Origin of the sequence: Streptomyces sp. ADI95-16 (genome assembly GCF_003721495.1) — a bacterium.
Lineage (GTDB): Bacteria > Actinomycetota > Actinomycetes > Streptomycetales > Streptomycetaceae > Streptomyces > Streptomyces goshikiensis.
In genome coordinates, this window is the sequence record NZ_CP033581.1 from 6,179,580 (window position 1) to 6,199,057 (window position 19,478).

Sequence of the window (19,478 nt, forward strand, 5' to 3'; positions counted from 1 at the left end):
CGGACGCGGCCTCCCCCGTCAGCCGGTGGCGGGGGAGGTCTTCGCGCTCGCCGGGATCTTCTGGTCGGTGCGCAGCGCCTCCCACAACGCTCCCGCCTGGGGCTCCGCGACGATCACCCGGTTCGGGTCCACCTTGTCGTAGGCCACCGGCATCATGACGGTCTCCATCGTCGCCGGGTCCACGCCCTTCATGCTCCGCGCGAAGTCGGACAGCGCGGTGAGCGAGGCCAGGTCGGAGTCGGTGGTCAGCGACTTGGTGCCGGCGTCGGCGAGCTTGTACAGCCTCGCCGGGTTGCCGAGGGCGTCCTGCTTCTTCACCTCGGCCAGCATCGCCAGCATGAACCGCTGCTGGAGGCCTATCCGTCCGAGGTCGCTGCCGTCCCCGTAGCCGTAGCGCGTACGGACGAAGCGGAGCGAGTCGGTGCCGTTCAGCCGGTGGGTGCCCGCGTCCAGCTTGAGGCCGCCCTTCGCGCCGCTCATCGGCTTGTCCAGGGTGACGGTGACCCCGCCGAGCGCGTCCACCAGGCCCTTGAACCCGGCGAAGTCGACCTCGACGAAGTGGTCCACGCGGATCCCGGACAGCTGCTCCACGGTCTTGACCACGCAGGCGGGACCGGCCAGCGAGTACACGGAGTTGAACATGACCCGATTGGCGGTCGGCACCGTCTCGCCGTCCTCGTCCTTGCACTCGGGCCGGGTGATCAGGGTGTCGCGCGGGATGCTCACCGCGGTCGCCCTGGACCGGCCCTCGGGTATGTGCACGAGCATCGCCGTGTCGGAGCGGGCGCCGCTGACATCGCCGTGGTCGAGGTCCGCGTTGGCCCCGGCGCGCGAGTCCGAGCCGAGCACCAGGATGTTCTGGGCGTTGGCGACCACCTTCGGCGGCCGGTTGTCGACCCCGATCGCCTGGTCCAGGTCGACGCTGTCGATATTGCCGCTGAGGTGGCTGTACGCCCACCAGCCGGCCCCGCCGAACGCCAGGAGCAGGACCAGGGAGCCCAGCAGGATGCCGCGCCGTACGCGCTGCCCGCGGGTCCGGCGGCGCTCGGGCGCCGCCCCGGCGGGGCGGCCGGGGGCGGGGGGCTGGTCCGTCGTCGTGGCGTCCTGGCTCATCCTGCTGCGGGTCCTCACCTGTGGTGCCGACGGGGGGCGTTGCGTGGCGCTGACCGTGCACTATAGACAGTTGTTAATACTGGTGTACGACCCGAGGCCCACCTTTGTCAGCGAATTCTTCGAACTAGAATCCGCATGACGTGGTGGACAGGGCCGCGACGAGTGCGGGAGGACGAGCTGATGAGGATCAGGCCGGGGGGTGCGGCGCGGCGCGAGGCGGCCCGGGGCACCGGAGAAACCGCCGGTGACCAGGCAGGACCGGCCCCGCGCAGGGCGAAGTCCACGGTCGACGGGCGCTGGCTGATGCTCGGGCACGACGGCCGGCTGACGGCGTACGCCCGTACCCCGGACGGTCTGCTGCGCTGGACCGAGTCCAGCCCGGGCGGCCCGCGGTGGGAGGGGCCGGTGTTCTTCCCCGCGCCTTCGATCACGAGCCTGGCCGTCGGCCAAGGGGCTGACGGTTTCGCGCACTTCGTCGGCCGGCGCACCGTACGCAAGAACGGCGCCGACGTCGTCGACGTCGCGCACGCGATCCAGTACCAGAGCGGCAGGCCGCTGAGCGAGTGGCATTCGCTGGGCAACCCGCGCCGGGACCCGGCGACGGGCACGCGGGTCGGCACCCCGGTCGTCGCGGTCGCCCCGGGCGGCTCGACGTACGTGTTCATGGAGAACGCCTCCGGTTCCCTGGCCGTGCGCCGGGAGTCCGCGGCGGGCAAGTGGCAGCCCTGGCAGGGCATCAAGGGCGAGGGCGTCCGGGACGGCATCGCCCCCGTGGCGCTGGAGTCCGGTCTGGTCGAGGTGCTGTCCCCGGCCGAGGGCGCCGCGCTGTACTGCCACCAGCCGAAGGCGGACACCGACCTGGTGAGCGGGGAGGACGTTCCGGTGGCCCCTGCCGGGCACAGCCTGGCCGGACTGGAGACGGCGCCGGGCAGGGTCACGTACTACTGGACCGACGCGGCGACCCACGGCGTGCTCGCGCACCGCGCCGGCCGGGTGATCCCGCTCGGGGGCAGCGCCTCCGAGGGCCGGATCGCCGTCCTGCGGGCCGTGGTCGACGGGCTCGACCACACGGTGACGGCCCACCGGGCCACCGACGGCCAGGTCGTCGTGGGCATCTGCGTCACCGAGGACGAGAGCGCCGGCATGCACTGGTCCCCGACGGGCGAGCGCAGCACGGCCGCACCCGCCCTCGCCCTCGACCACCAGGGCCGGGTGGTCGTCGCCTTCCTCGACGCCGAGGGCGGCCTGCGCATCGCCCGCCAGACGGGCCGGGGCGGCTTCGCACTGGCCCCGGCCGTCCGGGTCTGACCCCGGGCGCTCCCACGGCCCCCGAAGGGCGGCGGGCGGGCAGCGGAAAGGCCCCGCACACCAGGTGTGCGGGGCCTTTCGCCGTCTTCTCCGGCCCCTGTGGGGCCGCTCCGGCGACTAGGCCGGGACGCTCGCCACGCCCGGGGCGAGGAACTTCTTGCCGTTCACGCGCTCCGAGACGCCCTCGCGGTCCAGGTACGGCGTGATGCCGCCCAGGTGGAAGGGCCAGCCGGCGCCGGTGATGAGGCAGAGGTCGATGTCCTGGGCCTCGGCCACGACACCCTCCTCCAGCATCAGGCCGATCTCCTGCGCCACCGCGTCCAGGACGCGGTCGCGGACCTGCTCCTCCGTCAGGACGGAGTCGCCCTGGACGAGGAGGGCGGCGACCTCGGGGTCCAGCTCCGGCTTGCCGGAATCGTAGACGTAGAAGCCGCGCTTGCCGGCCTTGACCACGGCGGCCAGGTTCGGCGAGACGGTGAAGCGCTCCGGGAAGGAGCGGTTCAGGGTCTCGGAGACGTGCAGACCGATCGCGGGTCCGACGAGCTCCAGGAGCACCAGCGGGGACATCGGCAGGCCGAGCGGCTCGATGGCCTTCTCCGCCGTGACGACCGGGGTGCCCTCGTCGATGACGTTCTGGATCTCGCCCATGAAGCGGGTCAGGATGCGGTTCACGACGAACGCCGGGGCGTCCTTGGTGAGGACCGCGGTCTTCTTCAGCTTCCTGGCGACACCGAAGGCCGTGGCCAGCGAGGCGTCGTCGGTCTGCTCACCGCGGACGATCTCCAGCAGGGGGAGGATCGCGACCGGGTTGAAGAAGTGGAAGCCGACCACGCGCTCCGGGTGCTGGAGCTTCGAGGCCATCTCCGACACCGACAGCGAGGAGGTGTTGGTGGCGAGGATCGCGTGCGCCGGGGCGACCGCCTCGACCTCCGCGAACACCTTCTGCTTGACGGACATCTCCTCGAACACGGCCTCGATGATGAAGTCCGCGTCCGCGAAGCCCTCGGCCTTGTCGAGCACACCCGTCACCAGGGCGGTCAGGCGGTTGGCCTTGTCCTGGTTGATGCGGCCCTTGCCGAGCAGCTTCTGGATCTCGGCGTGGACGTAGCCCACGCCCTTGTCCACGCGCTCCTGGTCGATGTCGGTGAGGACCACCGGCACCTCCAGGCGGCGCAGGAAGAGCAGCGCCAGCTGGGAGGCCATCAGGCCCGCGCCGACGACGCCGACCTTGGTGACCGGACGGGCCAGGGACTTGTCCGGGGCACCGGCCGGGCGCTTGGCGCGCTTCTGCACCAGGTTGAAGGCGTAGATGCCCGAGCGCAGTTCGCCGCCCATGATGAGGTCCGCGAGCGCGGTGTCCTCGGCGTCGAAGCCGGCCTGGAGGTCGCCGTCCTTGGCCGCGGCGATGATGTCCAGCGCGCGGTAGGCGGCCGGGGCGGCGCCGTGCACCTTGGAGTCCGCGATGGCGCGGCCCTTGGCGACGGCCGCGTCCCAGGCCTCGCCGCGCTCGACCTCGGCGCGGACGACCTCGGTGGTGCCGTTCAGGACGTTGGCGGTCCACAGGAGCGACTGCTCCAGGAAGTCCGCGCCCTCGAACAGCGCGTCGGCGATGCCGAGCTCGAAGACCTGCTTGCCCTTCAGCTGCCGGTTCTGGTTCAGCGAGTTCTCGATGATCACCGAGATCGCGCGCTCCGCGCCGATCAGGTTCGGCAGCAGGGCGCAGCCGCCCCAGCCCGGAACCAGGCCGAGGAAGACCTCGGGCAGCGAGAAGGCCGGGATGGCCTTCGAGACGGTGCGGTAGGTGCAGTGCAGACCGACCTCGACACCGCCGCCCATCGCCGCGCCGTTGTAGTACGCGAAGGTGGGGACGGACAGCGCGGCCAGGCGCTTGAAGACGTCGTGGCCGCCCTTGCCGATGGCGAGCGCCTCGTCGTGCTTCTTCAGCAGCTCGACGCCCTTGAGGTCGGCGCCGACCGCGAAGATGAACGGCTTGCCGGTGATGCCCGCGCCGACGATGGAGCCCGCGAGGGCCTCCTGCTCGACCTGGTCGATCGCCGCGTTCAGGTTGGCGAGGGACTGCGGGCCGAAGGTGGTCGGCTTGGTGTGGTCGAAGCCGTTGTCCAGCGTGACGAGCGCGAAGCGCCCGGCGCCGAAGGGCAGGTCCAGGTGGCGGACGTGCGCGGCGGTGACGACCTCGTCCGGGAACAGCTCGGCCGCGCCCTTCAGGAGCTCAGCGGTGGTGCTCACTTGGAGTCTCCCTCGGCGTTGAAGTTCGGGTTCTCCCAGATGACCGTGGCGCCCATGCCGAAGCCGACGCACATGGTGGTCAGGCCGTAGCGGACGTGCGGCTGCTCCTCGAACTGGCGGGCCAGCTGCGTCATCAGACGGACGCCGGAGGAGGCGAGCGGGTGGCCGAAGGCGATGGCGCCGCCGTACTGGTTCACCCGGGCGTCGTCATCGGCGATGCCGTAGTGCTCCAGGAAGGCGAGGACCTGGACCGCGAAGGCCTCGTTGATCTCGAACAGGCCGATGTCCTCGATGGACAGGCCGGCCTGGGCGAGGGCCTTCTCGGTGGCCGGGATCGGGCCGTAGCCCATGACCTCCGGCTCGACACCCGCGAAGGAGTACGAGACGAGGCGCATCTTGACCGGGAGGTTGTTCTCGCGGGCGAAGTCCTCGGAGGCGATGATCGCGGCGGTCGCACCGTCGTTGAGACCGGCGGCGTTGCCCGCGGTGACCTTGCCGTGGGTACGGAACGGGGTCTTCAGGCCGGCCAGGTTCTCCAGCGTGGTGCCCGGGCGCATCGGCTCGTCGGAGGTGACCAGGCCCCAGCCGGTCTCGCCGACGGCCTCGTTGGTGTTGCGCACCGAGATCGGGACCAGGTCCTGCTGGATCTTGCCGTCGGCGTACGCCTTGGCGGCCTTCTCCTGCGAGCGCACCGCGTACTCGTCGGTGCGGAGCTTGGTGATCGTCGGGTACCGGTCGTGCAGGTTCTCGGCGGTCATGCCCATGAACAGGGCGGACTCGTCGACCAGCTTCTCGGAGACGAAGCGCGGGTTCGGGTCGACGCCCTCGCCCATGGGGTGGCGGCCCATGTGCTCGACACCGCCGGCGAGGGCGACGTCGTACGCACCGAAGGCCACACCGCCCGCGACGGCGGTCACGGCGGTCAGCGCGCCGGCGCACATGCGGTCGATGGAGTAGCCGGGTACGGACTGCGGGAGGCCCGCGAGGATGCCGGCCGTGCGGCCCAGCGTGAGGCCCTGGTCGCCGATCTGCGTGGTCGCGGCGATGGCGACCTCGTCGATCTTCTTGGGGTCCAGGTCCGGGTTGCGGCGCAGCAGCTCCCGGATCGCCTTCACGACGAGGTCGTCGGCGCGGGTCTCGTGGTAGATGCCCTTCGGGCCCGCCTTGCCGAACGGGGTGCGGACGCCGTCGACGAAGACGACGTCCCTGACGGTACGAGGCACGTTGGCTCTCCTCCAGGTGCGGGTGTGCACTGCTGCGCGGGGGCGCGTTCGGCCGGTGTGGCTGAGCGCCCGCTCACCTGGCCCATGCTACTTGCGGGTAACCAATGTGCACACCCCCTCCCCGAGGAGCGGCGAACGTCACACCCCCGTGGGCGTACGCGGCGGCGCGGAGGTGAAGGATGCGGCCAGGGGGGCCGAGAGGTGGACGGTCTCCGCGATGAAGGCGCGGCGGTGGACGCCGAGGTGGCGCAGGGCCGGGCCGTGGTCGACGGCGACCAGGGCGGCCGCCCCGGCCAGCAGGATCCGCCACCCGCCCGCCACCGCGCGGCGCGCCGGGGCCGGGAGCCCCGCGAAGCCCTCGCGCAGCCGCCGGCAGTGGAACGGAACATGCCGTTCCTCGTCCGCCAGGATCCGCCCCGCCACCTCCGAGGCCAGCGGATCGGCGGCCCCGTCCCGCACCGCCCGGTAGTAGCGCAGGGCCACCACCTCCGCGACCATCAGCACCAGCAGCTCCATCCGCAGCCCCAGCAGCCTGCGCAGCCGCACGAACACCGCGTCGCTCCAGTGCCCCGACAAGGTCCCCGCGCCCCCGGCCGCCAGTAGCAGCGCCAGCGTCCGCGCGTGGTTCTGCTCCTCGGCGACGAAGAGCCGGACCGCCTCGGCGTACACCGGATCCCCGGCCCGCTCCGCCTTCCCGATCAGCGCGGAGCCGTCCCCGTCCTCACCCACCTGGAACTTCCGCAGGCTCCGGACGAGCGCCGGGTCCAGCGTCGCGCCCAGGCTCCAGAGGGGATCGCCCACGGCGGCGCGGCGCTCCCGCTCGGCCTCGAACTCCCGTACCCACGTCTCGTACCTCCAATTGATCATGTTCAAAAACTAACGAGGTTTGAGCATGTTCAAAAGGCGCTCGGGCGGGCTGTAGCGGAACCGGGACAGTCCCCGGCGAGGCGCGGACGCGAAGAGCCCCCGGCCGTGATCGGACGGGGGCTCTTCGGGCGGAAAGGGGTGCGTCAGGCGGTCACGGCCAGGGCCTCGACCAGCGCCGGGGTCACCTGCTCGATCTGCCACGGGCGGGCGCCGTAGCCCGCCAGGGCCTCGGTCACCGCGCCCGCGTCGAGCCGCTGCGGGGGCTCCCAGCACAGCCGGCGGACCGTGTCCGGGGTGATCAGGTTCTCCTGCGGCAGGTTCAGCCCCTCGGCCAGCGCGGAGACGGCCGTGCGGGCCGCCGCCAGCCGGGCCGCGGCCGCCGGGTCCTTGTCCGCCCAGGAACGCGGCGGCGGGGGACCGGCCGGGGTCGCCCCCGGCTGCGGCAGGGCGTTCTCGGGCAGGGCCTTCGCCCGCTCGACGGCCGCCATCCACTGCTCCAGCTGGCGCCGCCCCATCCGCTGCCCGTATCCGGGCAGGGCTGACAGGGCCTGCGCGTTCAGCGGCATCGCCAGTGCGGCCTCGACGATCGCGGCGTCACCCAGCACCTTGCCCGGTGATACGTCACGCCGCTGCGCGATCCGGTCCCGGGACTCCCACAGCTCCCGTACGACCGCCATCTGACGGCGCCGGCGCACCTTGTGCATGCCGGAGGTGCGGCGCCAGGGGTCCTTGCGCGGCGGGGCGGGCGGGGCGGCGGCGATGGCGTCGAACTCCTGGCGGGCCCATTCCAGCTTGCCCTGCCGGTCCAGCTCCTCCTCCAGCGCGTCGCGCAGGTCCACCAGGAGCTCCACGTCCAGGGCGGCGTAGCGCAGCCAGGGCTCGGGGAGCGGCCGGGTCGACCAGTCGACGGCGGAGTGGCCCTTCTCCAGTACGTAGCCCAGCACGCCCTCGACCATCGCGCCGAGGCCGACGCGGGGGAAGCCCGCGAGGCGGCCGGCGAGCTCGGTGTCGAACAGGGAGGTGGGCTCCATGCCTATTTCGCGCAGGCACGGCAGGTCCTGGGTGGCGGCGTGCAGGATCCACTCGGTGCCGGTCAGGGCTTCGCCCAGCGAGGAGAGGTCGGGGCAGCCCACCGGGTCGATGAGCGCGGAACCCGCGCCCTCGCGCCGGAGCTGCACCAGGTAGGCGCGCTGGCCGTAGCGGTATCCGGAGGCCCGTTCGGCGTCGACGGCGACGGGCCCGGTGCCCGCGGCGAAGGCCGCGACCACCTCGGCGAGCGCCTCGGCGTCGGCGACGACCGGGGGGATCCCCTCACGGGGTTCGAGCAGGGGAACGGGCAGCCCATCGGACGAAACCTTGTCGTCCGGGGGGCCGCCCCCGGTGGTGGTGCGCAGGTCTGCTGCGGTCTCTTGGGCGTCGGTCACCGGTCAAGGGTATCCGTGGATACGGGGCGCCCGTCGCCGGAACGTTCCGGCGACGGGCGCGAGATGGAAGTGCGGACGTTTCCCCGAGTTCCCCGGACGTTCTCCGAGGGGGCTCGGGCGGGGGTCAGTGGATGATCCCCGTCCGCAGGGCGACGGCGACCATTCCGGCCCGGTCGCCGGTGCCCAGCTTGCGGGCGATCCGGGCGAGGTGGGACTTGACGGTCAGGGCGGACAGGCCCATCGAGACGCCGATGGCCTTGTTGGACTGGCCCTCCGCGACGAGGCGCAGGACCTCGACCTCGCGGCCGGAGAGCTCCCGGTAGCCGCCCGGGTGGCTCGGGGCACCCGGGGGGCGGCGGTGCATACGGGCGGCGGCGGCGCCGATGGGGGCGGCGCCGGGCCGGGTGGGGAGCCCGATGTTGGTCCGCGTGCCGGTGACGACGTAGCCCTTCACTCCGCCCGCGAGGGCGTTGCGTACGGCGCCGATGTCATCGGCGGCGGAGAGGGCCAGGCCGTTCGGCCAGCCCGCCGCCCGGGTCTCGGAGAGCAGGGTGAGACCGGAACCGTCGGGCAGGTGCACGTCGGCCACGCAGATGTCGCGCGGGCTGCCGACGCGGGGGCGGGCCTCCGCGATGGACGACGCCTCGATCACGTCACGTACTCCGAGGGCCCACAGATGGCGGGTCACGGTGGAACGGACGCGCGGGTCGGCCACGACGACCATGGCCGTCGGCTTGTTCGGGCGGTAGGCGACCAGGCTTGCGGGCTGCTCGAGAAGAACGGACACCTAGGCCTCCTGGGGGAGTGGCGGGACGGCCGGCTGGGGGAAGGAAGCCGGTGCGAACCGTGCGGATGGTCACTGACTCCTTCGGCACGTCACCCGCCCGGCTTTAGGGAATGATCACGATTTGGTGAGTAACAATTCGGGCAATTCGGACGCACGATCGATCATCGGGTGATCAGAAGCCGCCCCGGAAGCCGCGATCTGACACCCGGATGGGGGCCGGATCGGTCGTGACGTGCACGAAGGCGCGCGGGGCACCGCCCGTACGGGTGGCTGTCCGCGGGTGTCGCCGCGGCCGCTCGTACGGGTGGCGGCCGCTCCCACCCCTCTTACGGGTGGTGCGGGCCGCGGCTCTTACGGGTGGTGCGGGCCGCGGCGCTGCGGCAGCGTGACCACGCCCGTGCCCGCGTCCGTCGGCCCCGCCGGCGGCAGTCCCGCGATCTGGCACAGCAGCTCGCACCACGCCGACAGGTGCGCGGAGGTGTCCGGGACCCCGCCCGCCCCCTCGCGCGGCGTCCACGAGGCCCTGATCTCGATCTGGGTGGCCGGCCGGCGCTCCGCCAGCCCGCCGAAGTAGTGCGAGCTCGCCATGGTCACGGTCCCGCTCGGTTCCCCGTACCCGAGCCCGCGCGCGTCCAGCGCCCCGGTCAGCCAGGACCAGCACACCTCGGGGAGCAGCGGGTCCGCGGCCATCTCCGGCTCCAGCTCCGCCCGTACGAGCGTCACCAGCCGGAAGGTGCCCTGCCAGGCGTCGTGCCCGGCCGGGTTGTGGAGCAGGATGAGCCGGCCGTCGGCGAGATCGTCCTCACCGTCCACGACCGTGGCCTCCAGGGCGTACGCGTGCGGGGCGAGTCTCTGGGGCGGTTTGGTGGCGTCGACCTCGATCCCCGGGCGCAGCCGCGCCTTCCTCAAGCCGTCGACCGCCCGCCGGAACGGGAGCGGGACGGAGCTCTCCTCCGCGCTGTCCATACCGTCAGCGCCATCTGAAAATCGTCCCTGAGCCGCAGCCATGCGGGGAAGACTAGGCGGTATGTGCGGCCGTACGGCGCAGGGACACCCGCGCCGGGCCGGGCACTTCTTCATACGTGCGAAGATTTGGCGCGTGAGCGCCAACGACCGCCCCCAGGGCACGCCGAGTCAGACGTACGATTCCGCCTTCCTGAAGGCGTGCCGCCGCGAGCCGGTCCCGCACACCCCGGTGTGGTTCATGCGGCAGGCCGGGCGCTCCCTCCCCGAGTACCGCAAGCTGCGCGAGGGCACGCAGATGCTGGAATCCTGCATGCGGCCCGACCTGGTCACGGAGATCACGCTGCAGCCCGTGCGCCGCCACGACGTGGACGCGGCGATCTTCTTCTCCGACATCGTGGTCCCGCTGAAGGCCATCGGCGTCGACCTGGACATCAAGCCGGGCATCGGCCCGGTCGTCGCCCAGCCGATCCGCAGCCGCGCGGACCTCGCACAGCTGCGCGACCTCACCCCGGAGGACGTCTCGTACGTCACCGAGGCGATCGGCATGCTCACGGGTGAACTGGGCGCCACGCCGTTGATCGGATTCGCGGGCGCGCCCTTCACCCTCGCGAGCTACCTGGTCGAGGGCGGCCCCTCGAAGAACCACGAGCACACCAAGGCCCTGATGTACGGGGACCCGGAGCTGTGGGCCGACCTCCTCGACCGCCTCGCGGAGATCACCTCCGCCTTCCTGAAGGTCCAGATCGAGGCCGGCGCCTCCGCCGTCCAGCTCTTCGACTCCTGGGTCGGCGCGCTCGCCCCGGCGGACTACCGCCGCTCGGTGATGCCCGCGTCCGCGAAGGTCCTGGAGTCCGTCGCCTCCTACGGCGTCCCGCGGATCCACTTCGGCGTGGGCACGGGCGAGCTGCTCGGCCTGATGGGCGAGGCCGGCGCGGACGTCATGGGCGTCGACTACCGGGTCTCGCTGGACGAGGCCGTCCGCCGCGTCGGCCCCGGCAAGGCGCTCCAGGGCAACCTCGACCCCGCCGTGCTCTTCTCCACCCCGGAGGCCGTCGAGGCCAAGACGGACGAGGTCCTCGCGGCCGCCGCCGGCCTGGAGGGCCACGTCTTCAACCTGGGCCACGGCGTGCTCCCCACCACGGACCCCGACGCCCTGACCCGCCTGGTGGACTACATCCACACCCGCACGGCCCGCTGAGCCCACGGGCCGCGCACCCGTTCGCCGGGTGCGCGGCCACCACGGCGCGGCCGGCCGGTCACTTCCGCCAGAACAAGTGGTGCGTCACCCCGCTCGGGCTGGGAACGACCTCCAGGTGGAACCGGTCGCGCAGCTCGTCGGGGGACTCCCACAGCCGTAGCCCGGAGCCGAGCTCCACCGGCGAGACCGCCACGTGCAGGGTGTCGACGAGGTCGGCGTCGAGGAACTGCCGGACGGTGCTCACCCCGCCGCCGAGCCGGACGTCCTTGCCCCGGGCCGCCTCCCGGGCCCGCGCGAGGACCGTGGCCGGGTCGGCGTCGACGAAGTGGAAGGTCGTGTCGGAGAGCGTGAAGGAAGGGCGTTCGTGGTGGGTCAGCACGAACACCGGGGTGTGGAACGGCGGCTCGTCACCCCACCAGCCCTGCCACTCGTGGTCCTTCCAGGGCCCGCGCTGGGGCCCGAACTTGTTGCGGCCCATGATCTCGGCGCCGATGTTGCGGGCGTAGTCCCGCGTGAGGTAGTCGTCCAGGCCCCGGCTGCCGCCGGGGGCGGTGCGCATGGGCCAGCTCGCCGTGGCGCCGGCCCAGGCGAACAGCCGCTCGGGCTCGACGTGACCGAAGGGCCGTTCGAGGGTCTGGTCCTCCCCGGCGCCGATGCCGTCACTGGAGACGTTGAAGTTCTGGACTCGCAGTAGCTGGGCCACGCCGTTCCTCCTGTGGTGGGTGACAACGGTGGTGAGACTCTCCCGGCCGCGGAAACTCATCGGAAGCTACCGCTCGCGGGGACCGGACGCGCGGCATGGGCGCAGGGCGCGGGGGGTGGCGCCCGGGGCCGGTCGCCGTTGCGGTTCTGCCGGGGGCGGCACAGCCTGGAGTCAGGCAGCGGCTACGGAAGGACGGACCGCAGGATGGACGGGAGCCGGAGCACGGGGACGCCGAAGGACCGGAGACCGGGCGCGTCGGGCATGTCGGGGACCTCGGGGAACCCCTTCGTGAGCCTGATCCCCTGGGTGGTGTTCGCCGTCGTCGACCACGCCGCGCCCTCGCCGCAGTGGGCGGCGCTGAGCGCCGCCGCCACCGCCGTGATCATCGCCTGGCCGTCGATCGCGGCCCGCTCCCCGCGCCTGCTGGACCTCGCGGCGATCGTGCTGTTCGTCGCCCTGGCGATCGCGGCGTTCCTGGTCGGGCCGGACGGGCGGTGATCGCCCAGTACGGCAGGACCATCGTGACCGGCGCGCTCGCGCTGATCGTGTTCGCGACCTTGCCCTTCAGACCGTTCACGGAGCAGTACGCCCGTCTCAGCGTGCCCCGCGAGATGTGGGACACCCCGCGCTTCAAGCACGTCAACCGTGTCCTGTCGGCCGGGTGGGGCGCGGTGTTCGCGCTCATGACCGTCTGCCACCTGATCGCGGCCAGTCAGCCGGACGACCGGCGGCTGTCGACCATCTTCAACTGGCTGCTGCCCATCGCCGCGATCCTCGTCATGATCAGGGTCACCGAACGCTTCCGGTCCGCCGCCCGCGAACGCGTCGCCGCCGCGCCCGCCGACGCGGGGGCGCCCCAGCGACCGCAGCGGTGAGGCGTGGCTACGCTCCCGCCGAGCGGACCGCGGTGACCGTCTTGCGGGCCGCCACCAGGACCGGGTCCCAGACCGGGGAGAAGGGCGGGGCGTAGCCGAGGTCCAGGGAGACGACCTGGTCCACCGTCATGCCGGCGGTGAGGGCGACCGCCGCGACGTCGACCCGCTTCGCGGAGCCCGCGCCGCCGACGATCTGGACGCCCAGCAGCCGGCCCGTGCGGCGCTCCGCCAGCATCTTGACCGTCATCTCCGTCGCGCCCGGGTAGTAGCCCGCCGTGTTGGTGGAGGTGATGGTGGCCGTCACGAAGCGCAGGCCCGCCGCCAGGGCGTCCCGCTCGCGCAGGCCCGTACGCGCGATCTCCAGGTCGCAGACCTTGCTCACCGCCGTCCCGACGACGCCCGGGAACGTCGCGTAGCCGCCGCCGACGCCCGCGCCGATGACCTGGCCGTGCTTGTTGGCGTGGGTGCCCAGCGGGATGTGCCGGGTGCGGCCGGAGACCAGGTCCATGACCTCCACGCAGTCGCCGCCCGACCAGATGTACTCGTGGCCCCGGACCCGCATCGACAGGTCGGTGAGGATGCCGCCGGACTCGCCGAGCGGCAGCCCCGCCGCGCGGGCGAGCGCCGTACGGGGCTCCACGCCGATGCCGAGGACGACGACGTCCGCCGGGTACTCCTCGCCCGAAGCCGTGGCCACCGCGACGGCGCGCCCCTCCTCGTCCGTGAGGACCTTCGTCACCTCGGCGCCCGCCACCGTACGGATGCCCATGCGGTTCATGGCGTCGTGCACCAGCGCGCCCATGTCCGGGTCCAGCGTGGCCATCGGCTGCGCGCCGCGGTGCAGCACGGTGACCTCGTAGCCCCGCGAGACGAGCGCCTCCGCCATCTCGACGCCGATGTAACCGGCGCCCACCACGACCGCGCGGCGGATCTCCCCGCGCTCCAGGGTGTCCATCAGGCGCCGCCCGTCGTCCAGGGTCTGTACGCCGTGCACCCCGTGCGCCCCGATCCCCGGCAGCCGGGGGCGGACCGGGCGGGCACCGGTGGCCAGCACGAGCCGGTCGTAGCCCGTCCAGGACTCGGCGCCCGAGCCGAGGTCCCGGGCGCGGACTCGCTGCCCGGCGACATCGAGTTCGACGACCTCCGTACGCGTGCGCAGGTCGATGCCCCGGGCCCGGTGTTCGTCCGGGGTGCGGGCGATCAGGGCGTCCGGCCCGGCCACCTGCCCGCCGATCCAGTACGGGATCCCGCACGCGGAGTACGAGGTGAAGTGCCCCCGCTCGAACGCGACGATCTCCAGCTCCGCCGGGCCCTTCATCCGCCGGGCCTGTGACGCGGCGGACATCCCCGCCGCGTCACCGCCCACCACCACCAGTCGTTCCGCCGCCATCGTCCGCCCCGTCCCGCGCCGCGCCGTCCCGCTTCGTCCGGGGAACACGCTACGGGGCTCCGGCCGTTCGGTCCCCCCGGGTCAGTTCTCCGTGTCCGGATCCGGGTTCGGCTTCGGGTCCGGGCCCGGGCCCGGCCTCGGGCCGGGGGCCGGCGCGTCCGGGGCCCGGCGCGCCGCCGGGACGGCCGGGACCCACTTCGGGACCAGGCCCGCCTTCGGCTTCGCCGGACGGTACCGCCGGTAGATCCGCACGCCCGCCACCACCAGCGCGGCCGTCACCGCGAACGGCAGCACCGCGGCCACCGCCAGGCCCAGCTTCCGCACCAGGTCCGCGAAGACGTTCCAGCCGCCGCGCAGGGCGTCCATGAACGTCGGCTCCTTCTCCTTCTCCGGCGCCGCCCGCTCCACCGGCGGCTCCGAGACCTCCACCGTGATCGTGCCCATCGAGGTCTGGTCCTTCAGCGCCGTCTGCTGCGCCAGCAGCGACTCCAGGTCCGACTGGCGCTTGCTCAGCTCGCTCTCCAGCATCACCACGTCGCCGAGCGCCGAGGCCTTGTCCATCATCTCCCGCACCCGGACCACACTGGCCTGCTGCGACTTGACCCGGCTGTCGACGTCCGCGACCTTCTCGGTGACGTCCTGCGCCTCGACCTTCCGGTTCAGCAGTTTCCCGCTGCCCTCCATCGCGCCGAGCACCGAATCGAAGCGCTCGCCGGGCACCCGCAGGGTCAGCGTCGAGGTCATCCGGCCGTCCGCGCCGCGTTTGGTGGACTCGTTGCCGACGTACCCGCCCGCGCCCTCGGTGGCCGTACGCGCCGCGGCCAGCGCCTTCTGCGCGTCCGGCGTCTCGATGCCCAGCGTCGCCGTCCGGATGACGTGCGGCCGGACCGCCGCCGGCTGCTGCCCGTCCTTGGGGGCCGCGGGCGCCGCCGCCCCGGCCCCGGCCTTGCCCTGGGCGGGGGCGGCCGCGCCCTCCTGCGGCTTCGCGACCGCCTCGCCCACCGCCGCCTTGTCGGCGGAGGAGCCGCTCCCGTCCGCCGAGCAGCCGGTGACCGCCAGCGCCCCGGCCAGGGAGAGGGCGGCCAGGGCCGCCGCCGAACGATGTCTGTACGCGCCGCGTCGCCGCTGCTGGATCACTGGAACCCCCCGGAGGATCGGCTGATGTCGCCGGTGTGACGTTCAGGGTCACGCCGCGGGTTTCGCTTCCGCGGTCCCGAGCCGGTCCCGATGCGGTCACGGTCCGGCCTCGGTGATCGGTCTGAGACGATGTGTCCATGCACGAAGCGGACACGCGTACGGACAGGCGTACGGACACGCCGGCCCGGCCGGCCCACCCCGGCCACGTCGTCGTGATCGGCGGCGGTATCGCCGGCCTCGCTGCGGCCCACCGGCTGCTCGCCGACGGCGCCCGGGTCACCCTGCTGGAGGCCGGCCCCCGGCTCGGCGGCAAACTGCGCTCCGGTGAACTCGCCGGTGCCCCCGTCGACCTCGGCGCCGAATCCGTGCTCGCCCGCCGCCCCGAAGCCGTGGCGCTCGCCCGGGCCGTCGGCCTCGGCGAGGCCCTCCAGCCGCCCGCCACCGCCACCGCCCACCTGTGGACCCGGGGCGCGCTGCGGCCCATGCCGCGCGGCCATGTCATGGGCGTCCCCGGCGACTTGGCGCCGCTCGCCGCCTCCGGGGTGCTCTCCGCCGAGGGCCTGGCCCGGATCGAGGCCGAGCGCGCGCTGCCGCCCGCCGAGATCGGCGAGGACATCGCCGTCGGCGCGTACGTCGCCGACCGGCTCGGCCGCGAGGTCGTCGACCGGCTCGTCGAACCGCTGCTCGGCGGCGTCTACGCGGGCAACGCCTACCGGATCTCCATGCGGGCCGCCGTGCCCCAGCTCTTCGAGGCCGCCCGCACCCACCCGCTGCTCGGCGACGGCGTACGGGACATCCAGCGCCGCGCCGCGGAGCAGCCCCGGGCGGCCGGCCCCGTGTTCGCCGGCATCGACGGCGGCATCGGACGCCTCCCGCTCGCCGTGGCGCGGGCCTGCCGCGAGGCCGGGGCGCGGATCAGCACCGGGACCCCGGTGCGCGAGGTCTTCCGTACCACCGCGGGCTGGCGGGTCGTCGCCGACGGCGGCGAGGTCATCGACGCCGACGCCGTGGTCCTCGCCACCCCGGCCGGGCCCGCCGCCCGGCTGCTGGACGCGCTCGCCCCGGCCGCCGCCGCCGAGCTGCGCACCGTCGAGTACGCCTCGATGGCCCTGGTCACGATGGCCTTCCGGCGCTCCGAGCTGCCCGCCGCGATCGCCGGGGGCGGGGCCAGCGGATTCCTCGTACCGCCCGTGGACGGCCGTACGATCAAGGCGTCCACCTTCTCCAGCAACAAGTGGGCCTGGGCGGGCGCCGACCCCGAGCTGTTCCTGCTGCGCACCTCGGTGGGCCGGCACGGCGACGAGGCGGACCTCGGCCGGGACGACGCCGATCTGGTGGAGGTCTCCCTGCGGGACCTCGGCGAGGCCGTCGGCCTGGCGGCCCGGCCGGTGGCCTCCACCGTCACCCGCTGGGACGGCGGGCTGCCCCAGTATCCGGTGGGCCACCTGGCCCGCGTGGACCGGATCCGGGCCGCCGTCGCGGCCCTGCCGGGCCTCGCCGTGTGCGGCGCCCTCTACGACGGCGTGGGCATCCCCGCCTGCGTGGCGAGTGCCACCCGGGCCGCCGACGTGGTGATGGCCACGTTGGGCGCCCCGTTGGGCACCCCTGGCGCCGACCACTGATCAGCACACGGGACAATGGACACATGACTGCACCAGAGAAGATTCCCAACGCGGGGAAGAAGGCGAAGGACCTCAACGAGGTCATCCGCTACACCCTGTGGTCCGTCTTCAAGCTGAAGGACGTCCTGCCGCAGGACCGCGCCGGTTTCGCCGACGAGGTCCAGGAGCTGTTCGACCAGCTGGCCGCCAAGGACATCACCGTCCGCGGCACCTATGACGTCTCCGGCCTGCGCGCCGACGCGGACATCATGATCTGGTGGCACGCCGAGACCTCGGACGAGCTGCAGACCGCCTACAACCTGTTCCGCCGCACCCGGCTCGGCCGCGCGCTGGAGCCGGTGTGGTCGAACATGGCCCTGCACCGCCCGGCCGAGTTCAACAAGTCGCACATCCCGGCCTTCCTGGCCGACGAGGTCGAGCGCGACTACGTCAGCGTCTACCCGTTCGTGCGCTCGTACGACTGGTACCTGCTGCCCGACGAGGACCGTCGCCGGATGCTCGCCGACCACGGCAAGATGGCCCGCGGCTACCCGGACGTGCGTGCCAACACCGTCGCGTCCTTCTCGCTGGGCGACTACGAGTGGATCCTGGCCTTCGAGGCCGACGAGCTGTACCGCATCGTCGACCTGATGCGTCACCTGCGTGCCTCCGAGGCCCGTATGCACGTCCGCGAAGAGGTGCCCTTCTACACCGGGCGCCGCAAGTCCGTCGCCGATCTGGTGGACGGGCTCGCCTGAGACCTCCCCTGGGGGGAAGGACCGGAAGACCGCTCTCGTGACTGAGGAGGGGCTTTCGGTGGATCGGGAGGCCTTGCCCCCGAAACGACGCAGCCGGAGATCCCGCCCGGAAGTTCAGACGACTGGCGGCAGCGGCACCCTGCGGGTGCCCGCTGCCCGGTCGTCCAGCGACACCGGTGCGGGCTCCGGATGCGGCGCACACGTGACACTCCCCTTCGGGGTGTCACCGGTCAGGATGTACCGCTCCACGTGCCGGTCCACGCAGTCGTTGCGTCCGCCGGCCACTCCGTGGGCGCCGGCACCGGCCTCCGTGACCAGCGCGGCCGCTCCGCCGAGCCGCCGCCTCAGCTCCAGCGCACCCGGGTACGGGGTCGCGCCGTCCCGTTCCGCCGCGACGATCAGCGTCGGCGGCAGGGGCGTCGCCCGCGGGCCCACGTCGACCGGGCGCTGCCGCAGCCGCTCCGCCACCGGCCAGTACGCGCACGGCAGGTTCAGGAAGGCGTTCGCCCAGGTCTCCAGGGGCGCCCGGCGGGCCAGTTCGGTGTGGTCGCGGTCCCAGGTCTCCCAGTCGGCGGGCCAGGGGGCGTCGTTGCACAGCACCGCCGTGTACAGCGCCGTCGCGTTCTCGGCCTCGGCCGCCGCGCGCGCCGCCGCCACCGGGTCCGGGTCGGGCCCGGCCAGGGCGGCCAGCGGGGCCGGATCGCCGTCCAGGAAGGCGCTCAGGGCCGCCGCCAGCTCCGGCCAGACCTCGTCGTAGTACGCGGCCCGGAGGGCGGCCGCCCGCAGCTCGCCGGTGCCGGCCACCCCGCCCGCCGGAGTGCGGGCCACCGCCGCCCGGACGCGCTCGTGACTGGCCCGCACGGCGGCCGGGGTGGCACCGAGGCGGTACGTGGCGTGGTGCCGGGCCGCCCAGGCGCGGAAGTCGTACCAGCGGCGCTCGAACCCCGCCGCCTGGGCGAGGTTGTCGCGGTACCAGACGTGCCGCGGGTCCGGGTCGACCGCCGAGTCGAAGACCATCCGGCGCACGTGGCCCGGGTAGAGCGTGGCGTACACCGCTCCGAGGTAGGTGCCGTAGGAGGCGCCCATGAAGGTCAGCTCCCGCTCGCCGAGCGCGGCGCGCAGCACGTGCAGGTCCCGGGCGTTGTTGAGGGTCGTGTAGTACGGGAGGGCCGCGCCGCCCCGTCGCGCGCAGCCGCGGGCGTAGGCCAGGGCGGCGGCGACGCGCTCCCTCTTGTACGCGGCCGAGGGGTCCGCCGGGACCTGGGTGGGGGCCTTGGGGCGGGCCGCCGGGTCCTGGCAGGACAGCGGGGCGGAGCGGCCGACGCCGCGCGGGGCGTAGCCGACGAGGTCGTAGGCGGCGGCGACGCGGCGCCAGGCGGGGCGGTCGGCGAGCAGCGGGAAGTACATGCCGGAGGCGCCCGGCCCGCCGGGGTTGAAGACGAGGGAGCCCTGGCGGGCGGCGCGGCCCTCGCGGGTGGCGGTGACCCGGCTGACGGCGAGGGAGATCTGCGGTCCGTCGGGCCGGGCGTAGTCGAGCGGGACGCGCAGGGCGGCGCACCGGACGGGGGCGGACAGCCCCTCGGCGGCGGGACAGGTCCGGAAGTCGAGCGCCCGGTGACCGGCCGCGACGCGGCGGGCGACGCGTTCGGCCCCGGCGTTCTCGGCCGCGACCGCGGTGGCGGGGGCGGTGGTGGCTGGCGGCTGGGCCGCCGGGGCCGCCGGGGCCGGGGAGGCCGGTGGGGCGAGGGTGAGGGTCAGGGCGAAGGCGAGGGCCGCCCCGGCGAAGGCGGGGCGTACGAGCGGCATCCGCATGGCGGCCCCTTCATCTCATCGGCTGGTCCGATGAGATTCCGGGGCCGCCTCCCGGCCAAGGAGCACCGC

At 73.5% G+C, this 19,478-nt stretch carries 17 protein-coding genes; 6 read left to right on the plus strand and 11 right to left on the minus strand.

Annotated elements, in window-relative coordinates; genetic code table 11:
* Positions 1-18: 18 nt before the first annotated feature.
* A complete protein-coding gene (locus EES41_RS27640; RefSeq protein WP_123080764.1) occupies positions 19-1,113 on the minus strand; it encodes an LCP family protein in 1,095 nt (364 codons plus the stop codon).
* Positions 1,114-1,293: 180 nt separating this feature from the next.
* Here EES41_RS27640 and EES41_RS27645 point away from each other — a divergent pair, with 180 nt between their 5' ends.
* Positions 1,294-2,421 (plus strand): hypothetical protein, encoded by a 1,128-nt coding sequence (locus tag EES41_RS27645; protein ID WP_254211583.1) that lies wholly within the window; start codon positions 1,294-1,296, stop codon positions 2,419-2,421.
* A gap of 117 nt (positions 2,422-2,538) precedes the next feature.
* Here EES41_RS27645 and EES41_RS27650 read toward each other — a convergent pair whose 3' ends face one another.
* From EES41_RS27650 to EES41_RS27675, 6 genes are all read right to left on the minus strand, one after another.
* A complete protein-coding gene (locus EES41_RS27650; protein ID WP_123080766.1) occupies positions 2,539-4,668 on the minus strand; it encodes a 3-hydroxyacyl-CoA dehydrogenase NAD-binding domain-containing protein in 2,130 nt (709 codons plus the stop codon).
* Positions 4,665-5,891: an acetyl-CoA C-acyltransferase gene (locus EES41_RS27655; RefSeq protein WP_008742914.1), complete on the minus strand. Its 1,227-nt coding sequence runs from the start codon at positions 5,889-5,891 to the stop codon at positions 4,665-4,667. Before EES41_RS27655 ends, EES41_RS27650 begins: the two co-directional genes overlap by 4 nt.
* Positions 5,892-6,029: 138 nt before the next feature.
* Positions 6,030-6,758 (minus strand): ferritin-like domain-containing protein, encoded by a 729-nt coding sequence (locus EES41_RS27660; protein WP_123080767.1) that lies wholly within the window; start codon positions 6,756-6,758, stop codon positions 6,030-6,032.
* 143 nt (positions 6,759-6,901) lie between these two features.
* The gene (locus EES41_RS27665; protein ID WP_123080768.1) at positions 6,902-8,182 is read right to left on the minus strand and encodes a ribonuclease D; all 1,281 of its coding nucleotides are present in this window, start codon (positions 8,180-8,182) and stop codon (positions 6,902-6,904) included.
* Between the two features lie 124 nt (positions 8,183-8,306).
* The gene (locus EES41_RS27670; protein ID WP_007267191.1) at positions 8,307-8,969 is read right to left on the minus strand and encodes a response regulator transcription factor; all 663 of its coding nucleotides are present in this window, start codon (positions 8,967-8,969) and stop codon (positions 8,307-8,309) included.
* Between the two features lie 351 nt (positions 8,970-9,320).
* A complete protein-coding gene (locus tag EES41_RS27675) occupies positions 9,321-9,977 on the minus strand; it encodes a DUF3000 domain-containing protein (protein ID WP_073777864.1) in 657 nt (218 codons plus the stop codon).
* Positions 9,978-10,068: 91 nt separating this feature from the next.
* On the opposite strand from EES41_RS27675, the gene hemE reads away from it, so the two are divergent.
* The gene (gene hemE, locus EES41_RS27680; RefSeq protein ID WP_123082729.1) at positions 10,069-11,133 is read left to right on the plus strand and encodes a uroporphyrinogen decarboxylase; all 1,065 of its coding nucleotides are present in this window, start codon (positions 10,069-10,071) and stop codon (positions 11,131-11,133) included.
* Positions 11,134-11,191: 58 nt separating this feature from the next.
* Here the strand turns inward: hemE and EES41_RS27685 are convergent, their stop codons facing one another.
* A complete protein-coding gene (locus EES41_RS27685; protein WP_123080769.1) occupies positions 11,192-11,836 on the minus strand; it encodes a dihydrofolate reductase family protein in 645 nt (214 codons plus the stop codon).
* A 288-nt stretch (positions 11,837-12,124) separates the two neighbouring features.
* Here EES41_RS27685 and EES41_RS27690 point away from each other — a divergent pair, with 288 nt between their 5' ends.
* Positions 12,125-12,334 (plus strand): hypothetical protein, encoded by a 210-nt coding sequence (locus EES41_RS27690; protein ID WP_164495957.1) that lies wholly within the window; start codon positions 12,125-12,127, stop codon positions 12,332-12,334.
* On the plus strand, positions 12,331-12,711 hold the full coding sequence (locus EES41_RS27695) for a hypothetical protein (protein ID WP_123080771.1): 381 nt from the start codon (positions 12,331-12,333) through the stop codon (positions 12,709-12,711). The genes EES41_RS27690 and EES41_RS27695 overlap by 4 nt, the downstream gene beginning before the upstream one ends.
* A 7-nt stretch (positions 12,712-12,718) precedes the next feature.
* Here EES41_RS27695 and EES41_RS27700 read toward each other — a convergent pair whose 3' ends face one another.
* Positions 12,719-14,101: an FAD-dependent oxidoreductase gene (locus EES41_RS27700; RefSeq protein WP_123080772.1), complete on the minus strand. Its 1,383-nt coding sequence runs from the start codon at positions 14,099-14,101 to the stop codon at positions 12,719-12,721.
* Between the two features lie 81 nt (positions 14,102-14,182).
* Complete coding sequence (locus tag EES41_RS27705) at positions 14,183-15,238, minus strand: DUF4349 domain-containing protein (RefSeq protein WP_123080773.1); 1,056 nt, start codon at positions 15,236-15,238, stop codon at positions 14,183-14,185.
* Positions 15,239-15,375: 137 nt separating this feature from the next.
* Here EES41_RS27705 and hemG point away from each other — a divergent pair, with 137 nt between their 5' ends.
* The gene (gene hemG / locus EES41_RS27710; RefSeq protein ID WP_123080774.1) at positions 15,376-16,860 is read left to right on the plus strand and encodes a protoporphyrinogen oxidase; all 1,485 of its coding nucleotides are present in this window, start codon (positions 15,376-15,378) and stop codon (positions 16,858-16,860) included.
* A gap of 23 nt (positions 16,861-16,883) precedes the next feature.
* Positions 16,884-17,597, plus strand: a complete 714-nt coding sequence (hemQ, locus tag EES41_RS27715; protein ID WP_037798306.1) for a hydrogen peroxide-dependent heme synthase — start codon at positions 16,884-16,886, stop codon at positions 17,595-17,597.
* 114 nt (positions 17,598-17,711) lie between these two features.
* Here hemQ and EES41_RS27720 read toward each other — a convergent pair whose 3' ends face one another.
* Complete coding sequence (locus EES41_RS27720) at positions 17,712-19,403, minus strand: alpha/beta fold hydrolase (protein WP_123082730.1); 1,692 nt, start codon at positions 19,401-19,403, stop codon at positions 17,712-17,714.
* Positions 19,404-19,478: the final 75 nt, after the last annotated feature.

Excerpts from the sequence above, each read along its gene's own strand:
- EES41_RS27640 (WP_123080764.1), bottom strand. The coding sequence starts at position 1,113 with ATGAGCCAGGACGCCACGACGACGGACCAGCCCCCCGCCCCCGGCCGC.
- EES41_RS27720 (WP_123082730.1), bottom strand. The coding sequence starts at position 19,403 with ATGCCGCTCGTACGCCCCGCCTTCGCCGGGGCGGCCCTCGCCTTCGCC.
- EES41_RS27645 (WP_254211583.1), top strand. The coding sequence starts at position 1,294 with ATGAGGATCAGGCCGGGGGGTGCGGCGCGGCGCGAGGCGGCCCGGGGC.
- EES41_RS27675 (WP_073777864.1), bottom strand. The coding sequence starts at position 9,977 with ATGGCTGCGGCTCAGGGACGATTTTCAGATGGCGCTGACGGTATGGAC.
- EES41_RS27660 (WP_123080767.1), bottom strand. The coding sequence starts at position 6,758 with ATGATCAATTGGAGGTACGAGACGTGGGTACGGGAGTTCGAGGCCGAG.
- EES41_RS27700 (WP_123080772.1), bottom strand. The coding sequence starts at position 14,101 with ATGGCGGCGGAACGACTGGTGGTGGTGGGCGGTGACGCGGCGGGGATG.
- hemQ (WP_037798306.1), top strand. The coding sequence starts at position 16,884 with ATGACTGCACCAGAGAAGATTCCCAACGCGGGGAAGAAGGCGAAGGAC.
- hemG (WP_123080774.1), top strand. The coding sequence starts at position 15,376 with ATGCACGAAGCGGACACGCGTACGGACAGGCGTACGGACACGCCGGCC.